The sequence below is a fragment of the Microvirga massiliensis genome, assembly GCF_001006805.1.
Lineage (GTDB): Bacteria > Pseudomonadota > Alphaproteobacteria > Rhizobiales > Beijerinckiaceae > Microvirga > Microvirga massiliensis.
In genome coordinates, this window is sequence record NZ_LN811352.1 from 692,493 (window position 1) to 715,291 (window position 22,799).

Sequence of the window (22,799 nt, forward strand, 5' to 3'; positions counted from 1 at the left end):
TCGTTATGTCAGAGTTCTCGTCGGGAAGGATATCCGTGACCGAGTTCGATCTTCTCATCGTGGGTGGCGGCATCAATGGAACCGGCATCGCGCGCGATGCCGCAGGGCGCGGATTGTCGGTGCTTCTCTGCGAGCAGGGCGATCTTGCAGAGCATACCTCGTCGGCGAGCACGAAGCTCATTCACGGAGGATTGCGATATCTCGAGCATTATGAATTCAGGCTGGTGCGCGAGGCCCTTTTCGAGCGGGAGCGCCTCCTCGCCTCGGCGCCCCACATCATCTGGCCCTTGCGCTTCATCCTCCCGCACGAACGTGGTGTCCGACCCGCCTGGCTCGTGCGCCTTGGCCTGCTCCTGTACGATCATCTCGCACCGCGGAAAAGATTACCCGGAACCAAGACGATCCACCTGACGCGCCACCCCGCTGGACAGGCATTGAAGCCCGGGTTCAATGTCGCTTTCGTGTATTCCGATTGCTGGGTCGAGGACAGCCGCCTCGTAGCGCTCAACGCGCTCGATGCGGTCGAGCGCGGTGCAAGGATCCGCGTCGGCACGGAATTCGTCGGTGCCCGACGTTCCAGCGACGGATGGACGGCAACCCTTCAGGATTCGGAAACAGGCCACACGGAAACTATCCAGGCCCGTGTTCTCGTCAATGCCGCTGGGCCGTGGGTCGCCGACGTGCTAAACGTCCGACTCGGGCTCAAGACGCGCAAGTCAGTCCGGCTCGTCAAGGGAAGCCATATCGTGGTGCCGCGTCTCTTCGAGGGCGACCACGCGTTCATCCTTCAGAATCGCGACAAGCGCATCGTCTTCGCCATCCCCTACGAGCGGAGCTTCACGCTCGTCGGAACCACGGACATCCCCGTCGGACATACACCCGGAAAGGCGGAGATCAGCCAGGACGAGATCACGTACCTCTGCAACGTCGTGAACCATGTTTTCCGCCGCGAGATCACGCCCGCAGAGGTGGTGTGGACCTATTCGGGCGTGCGTCCCCTTTTCGACGATGGTTCACCGAACGCTTCGGCCGTCACGCGCGACTACGTGTTCGATCTCGATACTGGTCCGGGGCAGCCGCCCGTCTTGTCGATCTTCGGCGGCAAGATCACGACGTTCCGCAAGCTTGCGGAACATGCGCTCGAGGAGGTGCGGCCATTCCTGCCCCATATGGGCAAAGGCTGGACCGAGCACGCGACATTGCCGGGCGGAGACATGCCGGATTCGGATTCCGAGCTGTTTCTTGCAGATCTCGCGCGACGTCGCGGCTTTCTGCCGGGCCGCCTTGCGAGGCGCTTGGCCCGCGCCTACGGCACTCGGGTCGAAGAGATCCTTGGCGGCGCGACAAGTCTCGAGGACCTCGGGGAGGATTTCGGAGGCGGGCTGACAACCGCCGAAGTCGATTACCTCGTCCGCCGCGAATTTGCCCGGAGTGCCGAGGATATCCTCTGGCGGCGCTCGAAGCTGGGACTTCACGTTCCGCCAGGGACCGCAGACCGGATCGACCGTCACCTGGCCAATGCGCGACGCCGGATCGAGACCGCAACATAGACATTCGAATTCAGGGGGGAATCATGGGAACCTATATCGGTGCGATCGATCAGGGCACCACGAGTACCCGTTTCATCGTGTTCGATCATGGTGGCTCGATCGTTGCCGTCGACCAGCGGGAACACGAGCAGATCTACCCGAAGGCCGGATATGTCGAGCATGATTCCCTTGAGATCTGGCGCAACACGCAGGCCGTCGTGGAGGGCGCTCTACAACGAGGTGGCATCGCGCGCGCCGAGTTGAGCGCGGTCGGTATCACGAACCAACGTGAAACGACGCTCCTCTGGGACCGTCGAACCGGGGAGCCGCTGCACAATGCGATCGTCTGGCAGGATACCCGCGTCGACGATCTCGTCGAGGAATTTGCCCGTGACGGTGGCGTGGATCGCTTGCGCGAACGGACCGGGCTGCCGCTCACGAGCTACTTCTCCGGACTGAAGCTCCGCTGGCTACTGGATCACGTCCCGGAGGCGAGGGCAAAGGCAGCCGCCGGAGATGCCCTGTTCGGGACGGTCGATGCGTGGCTCGTCTGGAACATGACCGGCGGCCCGAACGGCGGGCGTCACCTGACGGATGTCACCAATGCCAGCCGTACACAGCTCATGGACATCAGGACCCTGCAATGGGACGAGGGGATCCTCGACCTGTTCGGAATCCCGCGCGCCTGCCTGCCTGAAATCGTCTCGTCGAGCGAAGTCTATGGTGAGGCGACCGGAGTTCTCGAGGGTGTCCGGATCGCGGGCATCCTCGGTGACCAGCAGGCCGCGCTTGTAGGCCAGGCATGCTTCCAGACCGGCGAAGCAAAGAACACTTACGGGACCGGCTGCTTCATGCTGATGAATACCGGCACGGTGCCCTACCCCTCGACCTGCGGGCTCCTGACCACGGTCGGATATCGCTTCGGCTCCCAGGATACGGTCTATGCCCTCGAGGGATCGATCGCGATTGCCGGAGCGCTCGTACAGTGGCTGCGGGACAATCTGGGACTGATCGCCACGAGCGCTGAGATCGAAGCCCTTGCCCGCGCGGTCCCGGACAGCGGCGGCGTTACCATCGTGCCGGCCTTTTCTGGACTCTACGCTCCCCGCTGGAACGCCGACGCCCGTGGCTTGGTCGGGGGCCTTACGCGATTCGTGAACAAGGGCCATATCGCACGAGCCGCACTCGAGGCGACGGCGTTCCAGACCCGTGAAGTCCTCGATGCCATGACGAAGGACACGGGCATCGCGGTGAAGGAGCTTCGCACCGATGGCGGCATGGTCGTCAACAACCTCCTGATGCAGTTCCAGGCCGATATCCTCGACGTTCCGGTCGTGCGCCCGAAAGTGATCGAGACGACCGCTCTCGGCGCGGCCTACGCGGCCGGTCTCGCGGTCGGCTTCTGGCGAAATCAGGACGAACTCGTCCGTAACTGGGTCGCGGATCGTCGTTGGCATCCGCAGATCGAAGCCGCCGAACGCGAACAAAGATTCCGCGACTGGAACCGCGCAGTCGAGCGCTCTCTCGATTGGGCGTGATGGGCTCTTCAACAGTTCGAAACATCGGCGCTGCCACCGTCAACCGCCGCCCTCCGGGCGTCGGCCTCTCCCGTCAAAGGAGAGGTGAAGCGGCGCGGCCTGCATATTACCTCTCCCCTGGCGGGAGAGGTCGATGCCTGAAAGGCGGCGGGTGAGTGGGGAGACTCTGCACTATATTATGGAGCGCTCATTCACCTCACGCCGCGTCGAGCGCGCGCCTGATCGCCTCCGCGTTGCGCGCGAGCAGCTCGGGATCCGCCATCTCACCCGTATGCGGCTTCAGCGGTTCGCCACGGAAGCGCGGAATCACATGGACGTGGAGGTGGAATACGACCTGTCCGCCTGCCTCCTCGTTGAACTGCTGAACCGTGATGCCGTCAGCATCGAAAGCCTTTCGGGCCGCCTTGGCGATGATCTGCACGGCCTTCGACACCTCTGCGAGGTCCTCCGGCTGAACGTCGAAAATGTTCCGCGACGGCGCTTTCGGGAGGACGAGGCAATGCCCATTCGCCCGAGGCATGATGTCCATGAAAGCCAGGATTGCGTCCGTCTCGTAGATCTTGTGGCACGGGAGTTCGCCGCGGATTATCCGAGCGAAGATGTTGTTCGGATCGTACGACATGGCGGCTCCTACTCTGTGTGGGCAACAGTAGCGCTGCGAGAATCGGGTACGACGGCCGTCGCCTCGACCTCCAGCAAGGCTGCTTTTTCGACCAGCCGGACGACCTGCACAAGAGCCATCGCGGGAAAATGCGTGCCGAGCACGTCGCGGTAAATCCGCCCGAGTTCGCGCAGGTTCGCGAGATATGTCTCCATGTCGACGACGTACCATGTGAGACGGACGAGGTGGCGCGGCTCGGCGCCCCCGCTCGCAAGGATCGCACGAATGTTCTCGAGAGTCCGGCGCGTCTGGGCGAGAAATCCTTCCGGGAAGGTCCCCGTCTCGTCCCAGCCCACGACGCCGCCGGTGACGACGAGGCGGCCCTCCGCCGTCATGCCGTTGGCGTATCCCTTTGGAACCGGCCAACCGGATGGTTGCAGCGCACGCGGGCCCCAGCGCGGCAGATCGCCGGGTTCATCTGCTTCGTGAAAATTCACTACCCTACTCCGCTGCCGCGGCGTTTGCTGCAGCAGCCTGCTCGAGCGCGATGCGCCGGAGCTCGAAGCGCTGGAGCTTGCCCGTCGGGGTCCGTGGAAGCGCGTCGACGAAGTCGATCACGCGTGGATATTTGTATGGGGCGATCTCGGCCTTGACGTGCTCCTGTATGGCCTTGACGAGGTCGCCGCCGGGGCTGTGGCCGGCCTGCAGCACGACATACGCCTTCACGATCATCCCGCGTTCGGAATCCGGCACACCGACCACGCCGCATTCCGCAACTGCCTCGTGCGTGAGGAGAGCGGCCTCGACTTCGGGGCCGGCGATGTTGTAGCCGGACGAAACGATCATGTCGTCGGATCGGGCCTGATACCAGAAGTAGCCGTCCTCATCCATGATGTAGGTGTCGCCCGTGACGTTCCAGCCGTTCTCGACGTAGCGTCGTTGCCGTTCGTCATTGAGATAGCGACAGCCCGTCGGCCCGCGAACCACGAGGCGTCCGATCGCTCCCGGAGGCAACTCGCGCCCCGTCTCGTCGATGATCTTGGCCTCGTAGCCGGGAACGGGCTTTCCCGTTGCTCCGAGCCGAATGTCTTCCTCGCGGGCGGCGATGAAAATGTGGAGCATCTCCGTCGCACCGATGCCGTCCATGAGCCTCAATCCCGTCGCCTGAAAGAACGCATCGAACGTTGCTTTCGGAAGCGTCTCACCAGCGGACACGCACTTGCGCAGGGACGAAACATCGTGATCTTGCAATTTCGTCAGCATTGCTCGGTAGGCGGTTGGCGCCGTGAAGCAGACGCTCGCGCGGTAACGTGCAATGGCCGCGAGAAGATCGTCGGGTGCTCCCTTCTCGAGAAGGACGGCCGAGGCGCCGATCCTCATCGGGAACAGCACGATTCCCCCGAGCCCGAACGTGAAGGCAAGCGGCGGAGACCCGATGAACCGATCCTCCGGCCGTGCCCTCAGGACGTGGTGAGAGTAGGAGTCGCAGATCGCGAGGAGGTCCCGATGAAAGTGGACCGTGCCCTTTGGCTCGCCCGTGGTGCCCGACGTGAAGGCAATCAGGCAGGCATCGCCGGCCGCCGTATCGACGGCGGGAAACGGGCCGGACACTTGCGACATCAGGCCCTCGAGGTCGCCACCCTGTCCGGAGCCCCAAGCGACGACGCCCTTCAACTCGGGCGCTAAGGAAACAGCCCGCTCGAGTTCCTCGAGAAGACGGTGATCGCAGAGGGCCAGTCCGATTCTGGCTTTCCGGACGAGTTGAGCGAGTTCCTTCGCGCGGAGAAGCGGCATGGTAGCGACCACGATCCCCCCCGCCTTGAGGACGGCAAGGTAGGTCGCGACCAGCATCGCGTTGTTCGCCGATCGCAGCAGAACCCGCCCACCCGTCACCAGCCCGAGTTGGTTTACGAGGACATGGCAGATCCGGTCGACCCGCTCCTGGAGTTCCCGATAGCTGAGTGTCTCCTGTGGTGTCACGAGACAGGGCTCGTCCCCCCTTCCCTCCTCGACCCAGCGGTCGAGAAAAGCCGAGACGCAGTTCAATCGCTCGGGGTATTGCAGTTCGGGCAGGGAAAAGATGAACTGTGGCCACTGCTCTTTCGGAGGCAGGTTGTCACGAACGAAGGTATCGACATGGGCCGTGCGAGCCATGGTCCCGATCTCCCTCATTTGGCCGGCAGCGATTTGGAACCGACCTCGACATTCTTCAGAAGGTCGCGGGCGATCACGATCTTCTGGACCTCCGTCGCTCCCTCATAGATCCGGAGCGCCCTGATCTCTCGGTAGAGTTCCTCGACCTTGACCCCGCGCATGACGCCGAGGCCTCCGAAGATCTGGACGGCGCGGTCGATGACCCGCTGCGCACTTTCGGTGGCGAACATTTTCGCCATGGCGGCTTCGCGTGTGATCCGTTGAGCGCCGCCATCCTTCGTCCAGGCGGCGCGATAGACCAGCAGGGCTGCTGCATCGATCTCGGTCGCCATCTCCGCAAGCGATGATTGCGTCATCTGCAGGTCGCCGAGCGGAGCGCCGAAGAGATGCCGCGAGGCTGCATGGGTCACGGCCTCATCAAGGGCGCGCCGCGCGAATCCGAGGGCAGCCGCACCCACCGTGGATCGAAAGACATCCAGGGTCGCCATGGCGACCCTGAAGCCTTCTCCCGGCCCGCCGATTCGCTGCGTGAGTGGAATCCGGCAGCTTTCGAATTGCAGGGTCGCAAGGGGATGAGGTGCAATCACCTCGATCCGCTCTGTGACAGTCAGTCCCGGGCTGTCGGCATCCACAAGGAAGGCCGATAGCCCTCGCGCCCCGGGCGCCTCACCAGAGCGAGCGAACACGACATAGTGGTCCGCGATACCGCCGTTTGAGATCCAAGTCTTCGTCCCGTCGAGACGCACATGAGCGGCCCCGTCCGGCGTCGCCATCGTGGCGATTGCCGCAACGTCCGACCCTGCCTCTGGTTCGGAGAGCGCGAAAGCTGCAATCCTTGTGCCCGCCACCACGCCGGGCAGGTAATGCTGCTTCAATTCGTCGGACCCGAACAGGGTCACCGAGCCGGTGCCGAGGCCCTGCATCGCGAACGCGAAGTCGGCAAGTCCTTCCTCGCGCGCGAGGATCTCCCGTGCGAGGCAAAGCGTGCGAACATCGAATCCCGGACGAAGCCCGCCATAGGCGGCAGGCACGGTCGCCTTCAGCCAGCCCACTCGACCAAGCTCCCGAACGAGGCGCCGGCAGGCACTGTCGACATCTGCATGGTCGACGAGACCGGGAACGCTTTCAGCGGTCCATCGTGCAAGCGCCTCGGCGAATTCTCGATGTTCGGCATCGAAGAAAGGCCAGGCCAGCAGGCCTCCATCCGTCCCGGGATGGCGTGCCGCGCGCGCAATTGGCCCGTTCGCCATCTCAGTCGCCCTCGAACACGGGCTTCTCCTTTGCGGCGAAGGCCCGGTAGGCGCGCGCGAAATCCTCGGTCGTCATGCACAGGGCCTGGGCCACGGCCTCGGCCTCGATCGCCTCCTCGACGGACATCGCCCATTCCATGGCGAGCATCCGCTTCGTCATGGTATTCGCATAGGTCGGCCCGGAAGCGATCGTTTCGGCGAGCATTCGGGCTTCCGCAAGAACCTCCCCTTCTACGATGCAGCTGAAGAAGCCCCAGCGTTCGCCCTCCTGCGCGCTCATGAATCGGCCCGTGTAGAGAAGCTCCGAAGCACGGCCCTGGCCGATGATGCGGGGCAGGATCGCGCAGGCGCCCATATCGCATCCTGCCAGCCCCACCTTGTTGAAGAGGAAAGCCACGCGAGCATCGGGTGATGCCAGGCGGAGGTCGGAGGCCATCGCGATGATCGCGCCGGCGCCGGCGCAGACTCCCTCCACGGCGGCGATGATCGGCTGCGGCGCCGCGCGCATTGCCTTCACGAGTTCGCCCGTCATGCGAGTGAACGCGGTCAAGTCGCGCGTGTTCATCTCGACGAGGGGCCCGATGATCTCGAACACATCGCCGCCCGACGAGAAGTTCCCGCCGGCTCCGGTAGTGACGACGGCCTTCACCTCGTCGTCCTTCGCCAGGGCCTGAAAAAAGTCCGCGAGCTCGCGATAGCTCTCGAAGGTGAGCGGGTTCTTCCTCTCGGGACGATTGAGCGTGATGGTCGCAACGGCGCCCGCCACCGAAAGGCTGAAATGGGACGGAACGTACTCTGATACCGGGAGCGTGATGCCGTTTGCGGCTCTCGTCATCCACTTATTCTCCCTGCGGCGCGGCGCGCCGACCCCTTGGTTTTTCCGAGCAGCAGCATGAGATCGTCCCGTTCGAGCCGGGACAGGTCGGCAAACATGGCGGCGATCCAGGATTCGTGCTCGGTGGCCATCGCCCGGAACTCGCTCCGGCCGAGATCCGTGAGCCTGATCACTTGGGCGCGGCGGTCGACCTCCGACGTCCGGCGATCGAGATGTCCGGACGACACGAGACGATCCACCAGACCCGTCAGGTTGCCGTTCGACACCATCATGCGTCGTGAGAGGTCCGACAGGGTCATTCCCTGCGGTGCCCGGTCCAACTGCGCCATCAAGTCGAACCGAGGCAGGGTCACGTCGAAGCGCTCACGCAACCGCCGACGCACCTCGCTCTCAATGAGGGATGTGCAGGTGAGGAGCCTCAGCCAGAGGCGCAACTCGTCCCGATGATGATCCGGCTGTTCGACCGCCTTGGTCTCCGCATCGAGAGGGATGGCGCGCTCGTTCACGTCAGATCTCTCCCCCGGCGATCGCGATTGCCTGGCCCGTCACCGACCGCGCACCCATGCCGCATAGCCACAGTACGGCATCCGCGATCTCGGGAGGGTCGATCAGTCGCTTCTGGGGATTTCCGCTGACGAGTTCCTGGAGGATATCGTCTCGGCTCCGCCCTGTCTTCGCAGCGATGCGCTCGGTGCTCTCGGCAACGAGATCGGTATCGGTGTAGCCGGGGCAGACTGCATTCACGGTGACTCCTGTCATGGCGCACTCCACTGCGAGAGAGCGCACTAGGCCGATCACTGCGTGTTTTGCCATGCAGTATGCCGATACGTAGGGATAACCCTTCAGACCGGCGGTCGAGGCGATCGTGATGATCCGCCCGAAGCCTGCTTCGATCATCGACGGCAGAACGGCATGGATGCTATGCACCACGCCGAACAGATTGACGTCGAGCATCCGCTGGATCAGAGCGGGATTGGTGCGACCGAACGGGGCAGAGGACGCTTGGCCGGCATTCGCGATGAGGAGATCGACCGGCCCCGACTGTGCCACCGCATCTTCGATGACCTTCCGGAAGGTGTCGGGCTCGGTCACGTCCGCCACAAAGCCGGCATGGGCTTCCCGGGCGCCGATTACCGCGTCGATGGCAACGGGATCCCGGCCCAGGATCGTGACGATCGCGCCTGCTCCGGCGAGCCGTGCCGCAATCGCTCGGCCGATCCCTCGCGAGCCGCCGGTTACGAGTGCGTGCCGGCCGTCGACACCGAACGTCATCCGTGCGCCCTCTCTCGGGAAGTTTTCCCTTGTCCGCGCTTCACGGCATATTTTAAGCTTCAAACAATTTCTGGCAATCCGGATTTGGCGGTTGCGCGAAGGGGCTGGCTTGGAGCCGAAATCCGGGCCACGATGCCGTCCGGATCCGGAACGGGCGGCCTTTTGCAACGGCCGGATCGAACCAGGGCAGGCGCAGGTCAACTGCGCAGGGATCAGCCAAATGGGGAGCATCGTAATGCGTGTGACACTCGGGACTGCAGCACTGACGGCGCTGCTCGGCCTCACCTCGGCGGCGCAAGCTCAGGAGAAGCTGAAGATCGGCCTCCTCCTCACGTTGTCCGGACCTTCGGCCGTCCTCGGCCAACAGGCGCGTGACGGATTCAACCTCGCCGTGAAGGATCTGGGCGGGAAGCTCGGGGGACGCGAGATCGATGTCCTCGTCGTGGATGACGAGTTGAAGCCGGATGTCGCCGTCACGAAGGCGAAGGGCCTCGTCGAACGGGATCACGTCGACTTCGTGGTCGGTCCGATTTTCTCGAACGTCGCAGTCGCGGCCCACAAGCCCATCGTCGACTCCAACACGTTCTTCATCAGCCCGAATGCCGGTCCTTCCAACCTTGCCGGCCGCAACTGCAGCCCGTTCTTCTTCGCGACCTCCTATCAGAACGACCAGAACCACGAGGTTCTCGGAAAGGTCGCTCAGGATCGCGGCTACAAGCGCGTCTACCTGCTCGCGCCGAACTATCAGGCCGGCAAGGATGCGCTGGCCGGCTTCAAGCGGCACTACAAAGGTGAGATCGTCGAGGAATCCTATACGCCTCTCAACACGCTCGACTTCCAGGCGGAGCTCGCCAAGATCGCCGCGTTGAGCCCCGATGCGATCTTCACCTTCATGCCGGGCGGCATGGGCGTGAATCTCGTCAAGCAGTATCGCGCGGCCGGCCTTGCCGATCGCATCCCGTTCCTGTCTGCCTTCACGGTCGATGAATCGACCTTGCCCGCCCAGCAGGATGCAGCCATCGGAATGTTCGGCGGATCCAACTGGGCCCCCAACCTCGATACGCCGCAAAACAAGAAGTTCGTCGAGAGCTACGAGGCGGCCTATAGCTCGGTCCCGGGCTCTTATGCCATGCACGCCTACGACACCGCTCTCCTGATCGACAGCGCCGTTCGCACGACCGGAGGGAAGACCGATGACAAGGACGCCCTGCGCGACGCCATTCGCAAGGCGGACTTCAAATCGCTGCGGGGAGATTTCAAGTTCGGCGCCAATGGCTTCCCGATCCAGGACTTCTATCTCGTGAAGGCGGCCAAGCGGCCGGATGGGAAGTTCCAGACGGAGATCGTCGAGAAGGTCTTCGACGACTATACCGACACCTATGCGAAAGAGTGCAAGGCGACCCAGTGACGGTGAAAGCGCGGGGCCGGCATAAAGCCGGCCCCGCCTAGCTGTTCTTCGACAGCCTCGAACAGACCTTCAGACCGTACCGGGATGATCGCGACTCTTCTCCTCGTCCAGACCTTGAACGGTCTGCAGTTCGGGCTCATCCTGTTCCTGATCGCGGCAGGCCTGACCCTCGTCTTCGGGGTCATGGATTTCATCAATCTCGCGCACGGCGTCCAGTATATGGTGGGCGCGTATCTCGCGGCCGCATTTACCGCCTGGACCGGGAATTTCGGCTGGGGTCTCCTCCTCGCCCTCCCCTGCGCCCTCGTCTTCGGGCTGCTCCTCGAGGTGCTGATCTTCCGCCACCTCTACGACCGCGATCATCTCGATCAGGTTCTCGCCACGTTCGGGGTCATCCTGTTTCTCGATCAGGCCGTAAGATTCATCTGGGGCTCCGCCCCCCTGAATGTTCCCGTCCCCGACCTCCTGTCCGGCTCGGTCGAGATCGCGAGCGGCCTCCTCTACCCGATCTACCGCCTCGCGATCATCGCGGCGGGCCTCGGGGTCGCAGCCCTTTTGTACGTCGTCGTGCATCACACGAGGCTCGGTATGCTCGTACGGGCGGGCGCCTCGAACGCGCCAATGGTGTCGGCGCTCGGCGTCGACATTCACCGTCTCTTCATGGTGGTTTTCGGGTTTGGCGCGATGCTGGCCGGGTTCGCCGGCGCCATGGTGGCGCCGATCCTCTCCGTAGAACCTGGCATGGGAGACAACATTCTCATCCTGGCCTTCGTGGTGATCGTCATCGGCGGGATCGGATCGATTCGTGGCGCCTTCATTGCGGCGCTCCTGATCGGCATCGTGGATACGGTCGGGCGCACTTTTGCACCGAACCTCCTGCGCCTACTACTGGATCCATCCACCGCCAGCCAGACGGGGCGGGCCATCGCGCCGATGCTTATCTATATCCTGATGGCCGCTGTGCTGTTCTTCCGACCGGCCGGCCTGTTCCCGGCCAAGCGTTAGGAGAAATCCGTGCACGGCAATGCTGCATCGGCCGGTATGGCCGCCGCGAGACGCGTCGGGCGCGCCGATATCCTGGCTCTGGCGGTCTTCGGAGCCCTACTCCTGCTTCCGCTCGCCGCCGCCTACGGCGCACAGGCTTACACCCTCTCTCTCATGACGCGCGTCCTGGCTTTCGCGCTCGCAGCGATGTCGCTGGACCTGATACTCGGTTACGGGGCGCTCGTGAGCTTCGGTCATGCAGCCTTCATGGGCATCGGCGCCTATGCGGCCGGGATCCTGGCGAGCCACGGTATCGAGGAAACGACCATCCAGATTCCGGTCGCCATGCTGGCCGCCGGTCTTTTCGCCCTCGTGACCGGCGCGATCTCCCTGCGCACCAAGGGCGTCTATTTCATCATGATCACCCTGGCCTTCGGCCAGATGCTGTTCTTCCTCGCCACGTCGCTCGCCGCCTATGGCGGCGACGACGGGCTGACTCTGCCCGCCAGGAGCACGCTCTTCGGCACGTCCGTCCTCCAGAACGACGTCGTGTTCTACTATGCCGTTCTCGCCTGCGTCCTTGTCGTCTTTCTCCTGTTCCGCTCGCTTGTGAGCTCGCGCTTCGGCCGGGTGCTGCGGGCGACGCGGGAGAACGCCGTTCGTGTCGACGCAATCGGCTTTCATCCCTTTCGCTATCAGCTCACGGCCTACGTGATTTCCGGAATGGCGACGAGCCTCTCGGGCTTCCTCCTCGCCAATCAGACCGAGTTCGTCAGCCCGGCCTATATGACCTGGCAGAGATCGGGCGAGCTGATCTTCATGGTGGTCCTCGGCGGGATGTCTTCGCTGATCGGCCCGATCCTGGGAGCCGGCGTTTTCCTTCTCATGGAGGAGCATCTTGCGGCACTGACGGAGCATTGGAAGATGATCTTCGGTCCCTTCCTCATCCTCGCGGTAATCTTCGCTCGCGGCGGTATTCTGAGCCTCTTCGGGCGGCGTGCGCCATGACCGAACCGATCCTGCGGCTCGAGAATCTCCGCAAGAACTTTGGCGCCCTCGTCGTGACCGACCATGTCGATCTCGCCTTGCATTCTGGTGAGTTGCACGCCGTGATCGGCCCGAACGGGGCTGGGAAAACCACGTTGCTTCACCAGATTTCCGGCCTCTTGAGATCCGATTCGGGCCGGATCTGGCTCGCGGGCGAGGATGTGAGCCACGCACCGATGCATGAGCGCGTCAGGCGAGGCCTCGCGCGCACGTTCCAGATTACATCGGTTCTCCCTGGCTTCTCGGCTCTCGAGAACGTTGCCCTCGCGGTCCAGGCGCGATCCGGATCGAGCTTTCGCTTCTTCGGAAACGCATCTCGCGAAGAGGAACTCAACCACCCTGCCCTCGCATGTCTCGAAGAGGTCGGGCTCGCCGCGCGGGCCCATGTTCCCGCCGGCCTCATGTCGCACGGCGAGAAGCGGCAACTCGAACTCGCTATTGCGCTCGCGACGAAACCTGGGGTTCTCCTGCTCGATGAGCCGCTCGCCGGCACCGGCCGGGAGGAATCCGAGCAGGTCGTCGCGACGCTCCGGCGTCTCAAGGCGCGAATGACCATCCTTCTCATCGAGCACGACATGGATGCCGTCTTTGCCTTGGCCGATCGTGTCAGCGTCCTCGTCTACGGACGCATGATCGCGACCGGGTCGCCCGAGCAGGTGCGCGCGAATTCCGAGGTTCGCGCTGCCTATCTCGGCGAGGAAGCCGCCTGATGCTGGCGGTCCGAAACCTTCAGGCGGGCTACGGGGCGGCGCAGGTATTATTCGATATCTCGTTCGAGATCGGCCGCGGAGAAGTCGTGACGCTTCTCGGCCGGAACGGGATGGGCAAGACGACGACCGTTCGGTCTATCATGGGCCTGCTGCGCCCGAAGGCCGGCGAAGTTCGATTCGAGGAGAGCCTGCTCAGCGGCCTCCCGCCCTACCGCATTGCGCAGCATGGGATCGGACTGGTTCCGGAGGGCCGACAGGTTTTTCCGACCCTGACGGTCGAAGAGAACCTCGCCGCCACCGCCGCAAATCGCAAGGGGACTGGGCGGTGGACTCTCCCGGAAGTTTACGCGTTGTTTCCGCGCCTGCACGAGCGCCGCGGCAATCTCGGATCGCAACTCTCCGGGGGTGAGCAGCAAATGCTGGCGATCGGCCGCGCGTTGATGACGAATCCGAGACTGGTAATCCTCGACGAGGCCACGGAGGGGCTGGCTCCTCTGATCCGCGCCGAGATCTGGTCCTGCCTCAAACATCTGAAGGACGAAGGACATGCGATCCTCGTCATCGACAAGAACGTCGACGCGCTCCTGCCTCTGGCGGACCGCCACGTGATCATCGAGAAGGGCCGATCCGTCTGGAGTGGAAGCAGCGCCGAACTCGCAGGCGACCCATCACTGAAGGACCGCTTCCTTCACGTATAGTCCTGTCCAACTGCGTATTCGGACCAAGCCGAGGGCGGCGTTGGCACTTTCCGTGTATCGTTGCGTAGTTGAGGCCAGCCTGACTTGGACCTGAAGACGACAAACTGTCTGCACAGAGGGATAGGGTGCGTGGTGGAGGGAGCCACCCTGTCCGACCCGGCTTCAACCCGCTGAAATCGAGATCCACAGCACGACGTGCTGTCGCCGGTCCCTCGCACTTTCTCAGTCTGCGACCGGAACTCGCGCTTCACTATTCCGTTACTGATCCGATTGAAGTTGAGGCTGGCGATGAACGGATCCCAAGAACATGCAATGAAAGCTGAACAGGGCAACGTTAGCGTGAGTGAACCAAACTGGGGGCGTGCATTACTTGGTTTTGTTTTGTCCACGACAGCTACGTGCATGCTGCTCGTACTTCTGCAAGGCGTCTGAACGGATTTTCGCCAAATGCGCAAAGATTACTGGCCGGGTGGAGCCTCATGCTCGAACGGAGCAGATCGGACGAAAGCGATCAGTCGCTGGAAACCTCGCTCGCCATCACTCCGCAGCAAGCGGCTTCCGGTCTGCCGACAAGCTGAGTTCCGCGCGCGTCCTCGGGCGGGCCTTCTGGCGCAACTCCTCCATGTCCTGCCTGTCGCGGACCGAGTTCCGGAAGATCTGGTCCCGCCCTGGGCGATATTGCGGAGGACAATGGATCCCGGCGGCGCCGTACCAGGCCGCCGCCCGCATGACCATGAACGGATCCACGAGATGCGGGCGTCCGAGTGCAACGAGGTCCGCCCGGCCGGCGGCCAGGATCGTATTGACCTGATCGGCGGTCGTGATGTTCCCAACGCACATCGTGGCAACCTGCGCCTCGTTGCGGATCTGGTCGGAGAACGGTGTTTGGAACATGCGCCCGAAGACCGGGCGGGCATCTCGCACCGTCTGCCCCGTTGAAACGTCGACCAGATCGACGCCGTGCTCGGCAAAGGCGCGAGCGACTTCCACGGAATCCTCGCCCGTGATTCCCCCCTCGGCCCAATCGGTGGCCGAGATGCGAATGGACATCGGCTTGTGGGCAGGCCAGACGCTGCGGAGCGCGTCAAAGACCTCGAGCGGAAAGCGAAGGCGATGGTCGAGCGAGCCGCCGTATTCGTCGGTGCGCCGGTTCGTCAGCGGCGAGATGAAGCTTGCAAGAAGGTAACCGTGCGCGCAGTGGAGTTCGAGCATATCGAACCCTGCGCGTTCGGCCCGGCAGGCGGAAGCCACGAAATCGTCCTTGATGCGGTCCATCTCCGCTCGGGTGATTTCACGCGGCACCTGGCTGTCCGGGAAGTAGGGAATCGGCGAGGCGGAGCAAATCTCCCAGGCTCCATTTTCCAGGGGACGGTCCATTCCCTCCCACATGAGCTTGGTCGCGCCCTTGCGTCCTGAATGACCGAGCTGCAGGCAGAACTTGGCGGCTGTGTGGGTGTGGACGAATTCCACGATCCTCTTCCAGGCTAGTTCCTGCTCGTCATTCCAGAGCCCGGTGCAGCCCGACGTGATCCGCGCATCGGGAGAGACGCAGGTCATCTCGGTGAACACCAGGCCCGCCCCGCCGGTTGCGCGGGAGCCGTAGTGGACGAGATGCCAATCACCCGGAACGCCGTCCACGGCGGAATACATATCCATGGGCGAAACGACGACGCGATTCGAAACGGTCATCTCGCGCAGCCGGAAAGGCTGGAACATCGGCACGACCGGATTTTCGGTCTCAACTGCCGGGTCGTGCCGCTTTGCCTGGCGGGCGAAGGCCCGGTCGACCTGCGCCACGAATTCTGGCGCCCGCAGCCGCAGGTTATCGTAGGTGATGGCCTTGGCGCGCGTCATCACGCCGAACGCGAACTGAACCGGATCGAAGTTCAGGAAGCGCGCGACATGCTCGAACCAGACCAGGGAGACGTTTGCGGCGTGCTGGGTCTTCTCGACCTCCTCGCGCCGGCCGGCTTCGTAGAGGGCAAGCGCCCGATCTACCCTATCCTCGCCACGGAACGCGTCGGCCAGCGCGATGGCATCCTCCATGGCAAGTTTCGTTCCCGAGCCGATCGAGAAATGCGCCGTCGCCTTGGCGTCACCGATCAGGACCTTGTTTCCGAGCACCCAGTGCTTGTTGCGGATCATTGGGAAGTTGCGCCAGATGGACCGGTTCGTGAGCACCGGGTGCCCCTTCAGGAACCAGCCGAAGATTCGCTCCATCATGCGTGCCGAGGCCGCCTCGTCCATGGCGGGCAGACCTGCTCTCTCGAAGGTAGCCGGGTCCGTTTCGAACACCCAGGTCGAGCGCCCAGCCTCATATTGATAGGCATGCGCGATAAACGGACCCCACTCGGTCTCCTGGAAAATGAAGGTGAACGCATCGAGCGGGCGCGTGGAACCCATCCAGGTGAACTTGTTGGGCCTGAGATCGACTTCGGGTTCGAAATGAGCCGCGTAGCGTTCCCGGAACCGGCTGTTGATGCCGTCCGCCACCACAACCAGATCGGCGTCCGCAAAGGTCTCCTCGTCGTCAACGTCCGCCTCGAAGACCAGGCGCACACCGAGTTCGCGCGCGCGCTCCTGGAGGATCAGCAGGAGGGTCCGGCGCGAGCAGCCGCAGAAGCCATTGCCTCCGATGCGGTGCTCGGTGCCGTGGAAATGTATCTCGATGTCATCCCAATAGGCGAATTCCTGTGTGATGCGCCGGTAGCTCGGGAGATCGACATTTTCGAAATTGTCGAGCGTGGCATCCGAGAAGACGACGCCGAACCCGAATGTGTCATCGGCCCGATTACGCTCGTACACGACAATGTCCGCCGTGCTGCGCTGCTTCTTCATCAGGATGGCGAAATACAGGCCGGCGGGTCCTCCGCCGATCACGGCAATCTTCATCGCCTGCTCCGGTCCTGGCCAGTTTACACCGGCCCATTGCAAATTGATTTAAGCTTAAAACAATTTGGCGAACAAGCAGGCGGCCAGCTGCCCATGAGAGCCCAATTTCAGGGCGCTACGCCGGACGGAGCGCAGGCCATTACTTTCTGTCCGGTGATGGCTCCACTTGTGGCGAGTCCCGCGGATCCATGAGCGGGCTGGTAGGCTTCACGTCATCGCGCTTGTCTTGCCGCTCTCTCGACGGGTCCGGAGACTTCGGAGCCGGCCCGGGTGCCGGCCGTGGAACCATATCCTTGTTGGTCATGCGTCAACACCCTTTCAAACAGATCTGCACGTCTCAGCGGCAGATCGAATTTTGCGAACGGTCCCGCGGCTACCGCGGCGCTGCAGGCCTCACGCGACCTCAAGACCAACAGGTTCGGCCTCCACATGCCGGTCGGTGCGCCAACGCGACGAGAAAAGCGACGGTTCCAAGCTTTCGGCGACCTAGCTTGCGGAAAGGTTGTACTTAGAAGGTGCCCTAAGCTTTTCGACTACTTGGCATCCTTGGAAAAGCCCAGTTGTTTTTCCGGAACCAAGGCAGTTGAGCGCGGTTGTTCAAGTCTCTAGGTCGAATTGCCAAGGAGGCGGATATGGCAGGCGACGGGACCTCGAAGCGCGGATTTGCGTCGATGGACGCGGAGCGTCAGCGCGAGATCGCGAGTAAGGGGGGAAAGAGCGTGCCGGCGGAGAAGCGCTCCTTCTCCCAGGACCGCGAACTTGCTTCGGAGGCTGGACGCAAGGGCGGGCAAGCCTCGGGGGGGCCGCGCAGCAGTACGCAGGAATAGTCGTTCGGCGCATTGCCGCACGATATCGAAGGGGCTGCCCATGGGCAGCCCCTTTGCTTTAGGCGCCGCATCACACAGCGCAAGGACGTTCGCAGGTCTTGTTCAGCCGTCGCTCACCAGGCGCAGGTCGGAACGGCCAGAGGCTCGCTCGATGTGAACCTCGTTGCTGGCCGGTGCATCTGCCGAGACAGCCCGGCATGGAACCGGCATATCGAGCTTCAGCCCTGCCGCCTCGAGTCTTCGCGCGACATCGTAGGCCAGCGCAACGAGCGGTTTGGAATGAGCGACCGATAGGCCGGCCGCGACTCTTTCCGCCAAGTCGAAGTCTTGCCGGCTGCAAGCAGCCAAAAGATCGATGAGGCGACCCTCATCCGCCGTACCACGGCGGGTTTCCGGGCGCCCATAGGCCAACGGTTCACGCCTTTCTCGACGCAGACCGAACGCCAGCAGAAGAGCATCGGACACGATCCCCTTGGCGAGTTGGGAGTTCATCGACTTGGTGAGCCGCTCCTCCAGCGTATCGAGAGCCGAGATGTCATAGTGCTCCTCGAAATTTCCAAGCACCCGGAAGATGTCGAGGACGGGAACCAATGCGGGCGGGAACAGCAAGAATATTGTTTCACTCTCGCCGTGAGTGGCGACCGACTCAACCATTACGACCTCTCGTCGCGCGATCACCGGCTGCAGGCATCTGCGCGTCTCTATTGCCTGCCACTGGGCATGCGGCTTCCAGGGATCTGTCGGGACGGCATGACAAGGTAACGATCGACCATGAACGGGCAGATCACGTCATCGCTCGACCGCATGGCGATCACGCCACTCAACCGGGAGGAGATGTCGGCCTCATCGGTCGGGTAGGCGCTCGACCCGGGGCGCTGCAGTTCTAACGGAGAATCCCGGCATAAACGGAGCATGTCAGACTCGTGAATCCGTCACTGGTGAGATCCCTCCACCATGAGGTGACTGGGGTTCTTTGCGCCGGGGACAACGTCCGTTCGGAATCGGGGTTCCTGTCGTGTTGCCGCGACACCACCTCGCCCGGCCGGGCTGCGAGAAGCGGCCTGGAACTTTCCTGCTCTATTGGGGTTGAGGCCTTAACTGGCCTACATCTGCCCCCACGGGCCAGCACCTTTCGGGCGCGATCGGTCCTTCCGATCGCGCTTCTTTTTCAACCTCGACGGATCGAGGTGTGGCGACGGGCAGTCCCGATCTGCAGCGCCCTTCATCCCGACAAGCTGGCTGTCCTGGGCGCAGGCCGTCGATTCCTTCTCGCCACGAGCGAACGCCCGGCAAAGAGCCGGGCGTCTTTCACAGTCCGATCTGGATGACGGCTCGCGGGGATATCACGGGGCCTCCGCAATAGGATGCGAGGTGGTCGCGCCTATGCCCTTGGGGCACTATTGCTTCGGAGCGGACGTGGCCCTGCCATCGGCATCGCGGGAGCGCGTGCGGAATGCCGGAGCCGCCTCGAGTTCCGCCTTCGTCATCCGGAGGACAATCCGATTAGGCGAGGCACCGTTGCTCATCGCCGTTCCAGGGGCTGCACTGCTTCCCGCATTTGGGCCGCTATTGCCGGTGTTCCCCGTCGTGGCCGTTGCCTGATTGGTCGCGGTGTCCTGCTGACGCGAAGCAGGCCCGGAAGTATCGACGGTGCTGCCCGTCGCCTCGGTGGCCGGTTTCTCGGCACCGCCCGTAGTGCTGATGGGGGCCGGCCGGCCTGTTCCGGAGTCGGACCGTGCAACACGCGGAGCCGCCGCGAATTCGAGCTCGCTCATGGCGACCGCAACATCCTTCTCGCCGATCCCGAGAAAGCCCCCGACACCGATCACGACTGCCAAGGCACGACCGTCGCGATCAATTACGATGTCGTTGACGTCGCCAATAGCCTCATTGCTCGTCGAGACGACGGTGGTGCCGATGAGTTTAGAGGCCAGCACCTGATTTTGCTGCAACTGAGTCATGAAACGGTTCTGCGCGCCGAGTTGTGCCGAACTCGAACTCGCCGGCGCTCCCGCGGGCGACGCAGACCTGGCAGCCGGAGAGGCTGTTGTGCCTGCGGAAGTTCCGCCCGAGACGGACGGGCCGCCGGCCGCATTCGGCTGCATTGCGGGCGATCCTTTCGCCGGAGAGCCCGATCCCGCCGCAAGGGGGCGATCCGTAGCACCCGACGGTGGAGGCGGAGCGTTCTGTGCCATTGCCGGGGCAACTGCGAGAGCAGTCGCTACGAGGCAGGTCGCCATGGGCTTGTTCAGCATGCATCACCTCCTGGAGCACATTGGATTGCGAACGGCGCCGATGGGCGCCTGCGTTCAACGCCACGTCGGCGTGCACGTTCCGACTGACGGCCGTGGGGAGGGTTCGGACCCCCCGGCCCGCGGAAGGCCGGAACTCCGTACGAATTTTCCCAAGACCAGTCTGCACCTCAGGCTGCGCACCGCACGACAGGCGTCAGCTACCGGATCTGCGAACCGTGATCCGGCCGATGCAAGTTCACGACCCTGCGGGGGTAGCCAGACTCGCGAGGCAGAGCCGCGCAATTCGGGGCGCTTCAGGACTCGCGAGAGGGCTTATACTGCGCTCACACCCGATCGGCATTGGCGCACGACGCGGATCTGTCCTGTTGGCAGGCTCGGAGTCGTTCGGCGGAGTCGTGGGCCCGCCGGAGGGCTTCAGCACGATCTGAGGGATCTCGGCGCCCCGTGCGACCCGGGTGATCCCGGTCATCGGGTCCGACATGTAGAGAAGCCTGCCGTCGCGGGCTCGAAGTATGATCTGCCCTCCGGACAGGCTCCGGATCTCCGTACTGGCTACGGGCTCGCGCGCGGCGATCTTCGGAGCTGCGAGCCGGTCGCCACGGGGCAGCGCTTCAGAGGAGCCGACCTGGTGACGAACCATCGCCGGCGCTGCACTGGCCAGTACGAACGCGGCGCTCGCCAATCCCGCGAGCATTGTGGATGCGCCAAACATCTTGGGAGTTCCCCGGGCTTCCAGCAAAGGTTGGCTTATCAACGCGGGATTTACAGCCCAGTTCCTGGAGCGCCCGAGTAGCCGCAAATTCTTTCTGAGCAAAAATCTCTGACGGGTTCTTGTGGAACCTTTGTTTCGACCGCACGTTTCTCAAGCACCCGGCCACCTGGTCCTCCCCGCATTCCCCTTGTGCATTGGCCGGAACCTTAGACGGGTCAGTTTTCTGACCCGTCTTTTTTGAGCAGAGCGCTCGAGCGCCGCTTGCCTTTGCAAACAAAAGCCCGGCACATCGGCCGGGCTTTTTCGCTGATCCACGCGGGAGGGTATCAGGCGGTGGCGCGCACCTCGCGGCGTCGCGCGCTCTGCTGAAAGAACAGGGCTTGGCTGATCACGGCCGAGACATTGGCCGGCTGGAAAGGCTTAGCGATCAGAAATGCTGGCTCCGGCCGTTCGCCCGTCAGGAAGCGCTCCGGATAGGCCGTGATGAAGATCACAGGCACCTCGAAGCTCTTGAGGAGGTCGTTCACCGCATCGAGCCCCGAGCTGCCATCGGCCAACTGGATATCGGCCAGAATGAGGCCCGGACGCTTCGAGCCGGCCAGCTTGACCGCTTCCGTACGGGTACGTGCCACACCAGTGACATTATGACCGAGCCCCTCGACCAAGGCCTCGAGATCCATGGCAATAAGGGGCTCATCCTCGATGATGAGGATGTCCGTGGCCATGTCTGCGGCAAGTTCGCGACCCGCCTCGTCCACGAGTTCGCGGACGGTCTCCGTATCAACGGAGAGGATCGAGGCCGTCTCCTCCTCGGAGAATCCTTCCAGGCAGGACAGAAGAAATGCCTGCCGAGGCAAGGGCGTGATCTGCCCGATGCGGACTTCCGCAGGCAGGTCGCGCTGGATCTGCTCGCTTTTCCCATTCACGGACAGCGAGTTCCAGATCCGGGTAAATACCTGAAAAAGCTCTACCTTCACATTGGCCGACCCGATCGTATCCGGTTCGCTGACCAATGTTTCGAGTGTCGCAGCCACGTAAGCGTCGCCAGCCATCTGGCTGCCGGTGAGTGCGCGGGCGTAGCGGCGGAGGTATGGCAAGTGCTGGACGACAAGCTGGGCTGTCGACATTCGCGTCCCCTTGAAGAGATTGCTCTTTAGCCCTGGCGGGCGATGATACGCCCGTTCCAACGCCTTTCCCACAGCAAGGTTCCAAGCTGCCGGAACCGAGAGCGAGAGTGCGCGTTATCAGGAACAAAATCCAGTAGCAAACGGCCAAGCTCGCCGAAGGCCGATTAAGGGGTTTCGGATGAATCGTGACAATCGGCTGGCTCGGGCAGTCCCCGACCAGGCGCCCGCTCCCAAAGTGTCAGCCGCTCCAAGGGTGGATCGGACAGCACAGGCGCGAATCGGTGACAAGCTGCGGTCCATGTATGCGGACCTCGTCCAGCAGCCGGTTCCGGATCGCTTTACCGATCTCCTCTCGCAACTCCAGGAATCCGACGATGTCGCCGATGGAGCGGAGAAGCGGGCATGAGTGTCGATCCCGAAATGCGGGATGCGCTCCTGGCCGCTGTTCCCGGCCTTCGTGCCTTTGCGATCTCGCTCAGCGGCCAGGTCGATCGCGCCGACGACCTCGTCCAGGACACGCTTCTGCGGGCTCTTGCCAATATCGATCGCTTTGAGCGCGGGACGAACCTAAACGCCTGGCTCTTTACGATCCTGCGCAATCTCTTCCATTCCGAGTTCCGGAAACGACGCCGCGAAGTGGAGGACCCTGACGGGTCGCTCGCAGGCCGCCTCCAGATTCAACCGGAACAAGGCGCACATCTGGATTTTGAGGATTTTCGCGAGGCACTCAACAAGCTCCCGGCAGATCAGCGGGAGGCCCTGCTCCTCGTCGGTGCGTCCGGGTTCTCCTATGAGGAGGCTGCCAATATCTGTGGTTGCGCGGTCGGCACCATCAAGAGCCGCGTCAACCGTGCACGTTCGCGTCTGGCCGCTCTTCTGGCCGTCGATGGGGTAGAGGATCTCGGCCCTGACCGGACCACCCGCGCGGCCCTCCAGACTGCAGCGCTCTGATTTCGGCTT

22 protein-coding genes are annotated in these 22,799 nt (G+C 63.2%); 10 read left to right on the forward strand and 12 right to left on the reverse strand.

Annotation, left to right across the window (positions count from 1 at the left end; translation table 11 throughout):
- The first annotated feature begins 5 nt into the window (after positions 1–5).
- Positions 6–1,550 (forward strand): glycerol-3-phosphate dehydrogenase, encoded by a 1,545-nt coding sequence (gene glpD, locus BN1233_RS12160; protein WP_046863761.1) that lies wholly within the window; start codon positions 6–8, stop codon positions 1,548–1,550.
- A gap of 23 nt (positions 1,551–1,573) precedes the next feature.
- The gene (gene glpK, locus BN1233_RS12165; RefSeq protein ID WP_046863762.1) at positions 1,574–3,067 is read left to right on the forward strand and encodes a glycerol kinase GlpK; all 1,494 of its coding nucleotides are present in this window, start codon (positions 1,574–1,576) and stop codon (positions 3,065–3,067) included.
- A 196-nt stretch (positions 3,068–3,263) separates the two neighbouring features.
- On the opposite strand, the gene BN1233_RS12170 is transcribed toward glpK, so the two are convergent.
- From BN1233_RS12170 to BN1233_RS12200, 7 genes are read right to left on the reverse strand one after another with little or no spacing between them, the layout of a single operon-like run.
- Positions 3,264–3,689, reverse strand: coding sequence for an HIT family protein (locus BN1233_RS12170; RefSeq protein WP_046863763.1), 426 nt, complete (start codon positions 3,687–3,689; stop codon positions 3,264–3,266).
- An 8-nt stretch (positions 3,690–3,697) separates the two neighbouring features.
- Complete coding sequence (locus BN1233_RS12175) at positions 3,698–4,165, reverse strand: RidA family protein (protein WP_046863764.1); 468 nt, start codon at positions 4,163–4,165, stop codon at positions 3,698–3,700.
- Between the two features lie 4 nt (positions 4,166–4,169).
- A complete protein-coding gene (locus tag BN1233_RS12180) occupies positions 4,170–5,822 on the reverse strand; it encodes a benzoate-CoA ligase family protein (RefSeq protein ID WP_082145407.1) in 1,653 nt (550 codons plus the stop codon).
- A 14-nt stretch (positions 5,823–5,836) separates the two neighbouring features.
- On the reverse strand, positions 5,837–7,072 hold the full coding sequence (locus BN1233_RS12185; protein ID WP_046863766.1) for an acyl-CoA dehydrogenase family protein: 1,236 nt from the start codon (positions 7,070–7,072) through the stop codon (positions 5,837–5,839).
- A gap of 1 nt (position 7,073) precedes the next feature.
- Positions 7,074–7,907: an enoyl-CoA hydratase family protein gene (locus BN1233_RS12190; RefSeq protein WP_046863767.1), complete on the reverse strand. Its 834-nt coding sequence runs from the start codon at positions 7,905–7,907 to the stop codon at positions 7,074–7,076.
- Positions 7,904–8,413, reverse strand: a complete 510-nt coding sequence (locus tag BN1233_RS12195; protein ID WP_425311706.1) for a MarR family winged helix-turn-helix transcriptional regulator — start codon at positions 8,411–8,413, stop codon at positions 7,904–7,906. Before BN1233_RS12195 ends, BN1233_RS12190 begins: the two co-directional genes overlap by 4 nt.
- A 1-nt stretch (position 8,414) precedes the next feature.
- Complete coding sequence (locus tag BN1233_RS12200; protein ID WP_046863768.1) at positions 8,415–9,179, reverse strand: SDR family NAD(P)-dependent oxidoreductase; 765 nt, start codon at positions 9,177–9,179, stop codon at positions 8,415–8,417.
- 235 nt (positions 9,180–9,414) lie between these two features.
- Between BN1233_RS12200 and BN1233_RS12205 the strand changes: the two genes are divergently transcribed.
- The 5 genes from BN1233_RS12205 to BN1233_RS12225 all read left to right on the forward strand — a co-directional run bounded on the left by BN1233_RS12205 (position 9,415) and on the right by BN1233_RS12225 (position 14,026).
- The gene (locus BN1233_RS12205) at positions 9,415–10,587 is read left to right on the forward strand and encodes an ABC transporter substrate-binding protein (RefSeq protein WP_046863769.1); all 1,173 of its coding nucleotides are present in this window, start codon (positions 9,415–9,417) and stop codon (positions 10,585–10,587) included.
- Between the two features lie 84 nt (positions 10,588–10,671).
- Complete coding sequence (locus BN1233_RS12210) at positions 10,672–11,592, forward strand: branched-chain amino acid ABC transporter permease (RefSeq protein ID WP_046863770.1); 921 nt, start codon at positions 10,672–10,674, stop codon at positions 11,590–11,592.
- Positions 11,593–11,628: 36 nt separating this feature from the next.
- Positions 11,629–12,579, forward strand: coding sequence for a branched-chain amino acid ABC transporter permease (locus BN1233_RS12215; protein ID WP_046863771.1), 951 nt, complete (start codon positions 11,629–11,631; stop codon positions 12,577–12,579).
- Entirely contained in the window at positions 12,576–13,328 is a 753-nt protein-coding gene (locus tag BN1233_RS12220; protein WP_046863772.1) for an ABC transporter ATP-binding protein, read from the forward strand. The genes BN1233_RS12215 and BN1233_RS12220 overlap by 4 nt, the downstream gene beginning before the upstream one ends.
- Positions 13,328–14,026, forward strand: a complete 699-nt coding sequence (locus BN1233_RS12225; protein ID WP_046863773.1) for an ABC transporter ATP-binding protein — start codon at positions 13,328–13,330, stop codon at positions 14,024–14,026. The genes BN1233_RS12220 and BN1233_RS12225 overlap by 1 nt, the downstream gene beginning before the upstream one ends.
- A gap of 537 nt (positions 14,027–14,563) precedes the next feature.
- Here the strand turns inward: BN1233_RS12225 and BN1233_RS12230 are convergent.
- Positions 14,564–16,918 carry a bifunctional salicylyl-CoA 5-hydroxylase/oxidoreductase gene (locus BN1233_RS12230; RefSeq protein ID WP_046863774.1) on the reverse strand — a complete coding sequence of 785 codons (2,355 nt, stop codon included), beginning with the start codon at positions 16,916–16,918 and terminating at the stop codon, positions 14,564–14,566.
- Positions 16,919–17,550: 632 nt separating this feature from the next.
- Here BN1233_RS12230 and BN1233_RS12235 point away from each other — a divergent pair.
- A complete protein-coding gene (locus BN1233_RS12235) occupies positions 17,551–17,745 on the forward strand; it encodes a con-10 family general stress protein (protein WP_046863775.1) in 195 nt (64 codons plus the stop codon).
- 102 nt (positions 17,746–17,847) lie between these two features.
- Here the strand turns inward: BN1233_RS12235 and BN1233_RS12240 are convergent, their stop codons facing one another.
- The 4 genes from BN1233_RS12240 to BN1233_RS12255 form a co-directional block, all read right to left on the reverse strand.
- Positions 17,848–18,399: a hypothetical protein gene (locus BN1233_RS12240; RefSeq protein WP_046863776.1), complete on the reverse strand. Its 552-nt coding sequence runs from the start codon at positions 18,397–18,399 to the stop codon at positions 17,848–17,850.
- A 743-nt stretch (positions 18,400–19,142) separates the two neighbouring features.
- Positions 19,143–20,000 carry a PRC-barrel domain-containing protein gene (locus BN1233_RS42815; RefSeq protein ID WP_048707862.1) on the reverse strand — a complete coding sequence of 286 codons (858 nt, stop codon included), beginning with the start codon at positions 19,998–20,000 and terminating at the stop codon, positions 19,143–19,145.
- A gap of 235 nt (positions 20,001–20,235) precedes the next feature.
- On the reverse strand, positions 20,236–20,712 hold the full coding sequence (locus tag BN1233_RS12250; RefSeq protein ID WP_046863777.1) for a hypothetical protein: 477 nt from the start codon (positions 20,710–20,712) through the stop codon (positions 20,236–20,238).
- 326 nt (positions 20,713–21,038) lie between these two features.
- Positions 21,039–21,839: a response regulator gene (locus BN1233_RS12255; protein ID WP_046863778.1), complete on the reverse strand. Its 801-nt coding sequence runs from the start codon at positions 21,837–21,839 to the stop codon at positions 21,039–21,041.
- A 178-nt stretch (positions 21,840–22,017) separates the two neighbouring features.
- Here BN1233_RS12255 and BN1233_RS12260 point away from each other — a divergent pair, with 178 nt between their 5' ends.
- Positions 22,018–22,245, forward strand: a complete 228-nt coding sequence (locus BN1233_RS12260; protein WP_046863779.1) for a NepR family anti-sigma factor — start codon at positions 22,018–22,020, stop codon at positions 22,243–22,245.
- Entirely contained in the window at positions 22,242–22,790 is a 549-nt protein-coding gene (locus tag BN1233_RS12265; protein WP_074078291.1) for a sigma-70 family RNA polymerase sigma factor, read from the forward strand. Before BN1233_RS12260 ends, BN1233_RS12265 begins: the two co-directional genes overlap by 4 nt.
- The last annotated feature ends 9 nt before the right edge of the window (positions 22,791–22,799 follow it).

Coding starts and splice junctions, on each gene's coding strand:
- BN1233_RS12185 (WP_046863766.1), bottom strand. CDS start 7,072: ATGGCGAACGGGCCAATTGCGCGCGCGGCACGCCATCCCGGGACGGAT.
- glpK (WP_046863762.1), top strand. CDS start 1,574: ATGGGAACCTATATCGGTGCGATCGATCAGGGCACCACGAGTACCCGT.
- BN1233_RS12210 (WP_046863770.1), top strand. CDS start 10,672: ATGATCGCGACTCTTCTCCTCGTCCAGACCTTGAACGGTCTGCAGTTC.
- BN1233_RS12250 (WP_046863777.1), bottom strand. CDS start 20,712: ATGTTTGGCGCATCCACAATGCTCGCGGGATTGGCGAGCGCCGCGTTC.
- BN1233_RS12230 (WP_046863774.1), bottom strand. CDS start 16,918: ATGAAGATTGCCGTGATCGGCGGAGGACCCGCCGGCCTGTATTTCGCC.
- BN1233_RS12260 (WP_046863779.1), top strand. CDS start 22,018: ATGAATCGTGACAATCGGCTGGCTCGGGCAGTCCCCGACCAGGCGCCC.
- BN1233_RS12180 (WP_082145407.1), bottom strand. CDS start 5,822: ATGGCTCGCACGGCCCATGTCGATACCTTCGTTCGTGACAACCTGCCT.
- BN1233_RS12190 (WP_046863767.1), bottom strand. CDS start 7,907: ATGACGAGAGCCGCAAACGGCATCACGCTCCCGGTATCAGAGTACGTT.
- BN1233_RS12240 (WP_046863776.1), bottom strand. CDS start 18,399: ATGGTTGAGTCGGTCGCCACTCACGGCGAGAGTGAAACAATATTCTTG.
- BN1233_RS12265 (WP_074078291.1), top strand. CDS start 22,242: ATGAGTGTCGATCCCGAAATGCGGGATGCGCTCCTGGCCGCTGTTCCC.
- BN1233_RS12205 (WP_046863769.1), top strand. CDS start 9,415: ATGCGTGTGACACTCGGGACTGCAGCACTGACGGCGCTGCTCGGCCTC.
- BN1233_RS12220 (WP_046863772.1), top strand. CDS start 12,576: ATGACCGAACCGATCCTGCGGCTCGAGAATCTCCGCAAGAACTTTGGC.
- BN1233_RS12170 (WP_046863763.1), bottom strand. CDS start 3,689: ATGTCGTACGATCCGAACAACATCTTCGCTCGGATAATCCGCGGCGAA.
- BN1233_RS12215 (WP_046863771.1), top strand. CDS start 11,629: ATGGCCGCCGCGAGACGCGTCGGGCGCGCCGATATCCTGGCTCTGGCG.
- BN1233_RS12225 (WP_046863773.1), top strand. CDS start 13,328: ATGCTGGCGGTCCGAAACCTTCAGGCGGGCTACGGGGCGGCGCAGGTA.
- glpD (WP_046863761.1), top strand. CDS start 6: ATGTCAGAGTTCTCGTCGGGAAGGATATCCGTGACCGAGTTCGATCTT.
- BN1233_RS12255 (WP_046863778.1), bottom strand. CDS start 21,839: ATGTCGACAGCCCAGCTTGTCGTCCAGCACTTGCCATACCTCCGCCGC.
- BN1233_RS12200 (WP_046863768.1), bottom strand. CDS start 9,179: ATGACGTTCGGTGTCGACGGCCGGCACGCACTCGTAACCGGCGGCTCG.
- BN1233_RS12235 (WP_046863775.1), top strand. CDS start 17,551: ATGGCAGGCGACGGGACCTCGAAGCGCGGATTTGCGTCGATGGACGCG.
- BN1233_RS42815 (WP_048707862.1), bottom strand. CDS start 20,000: ATGCTGAACAAGCCCATGGCGACCTGCCTCGTAGCGACTGCTCTCGCA.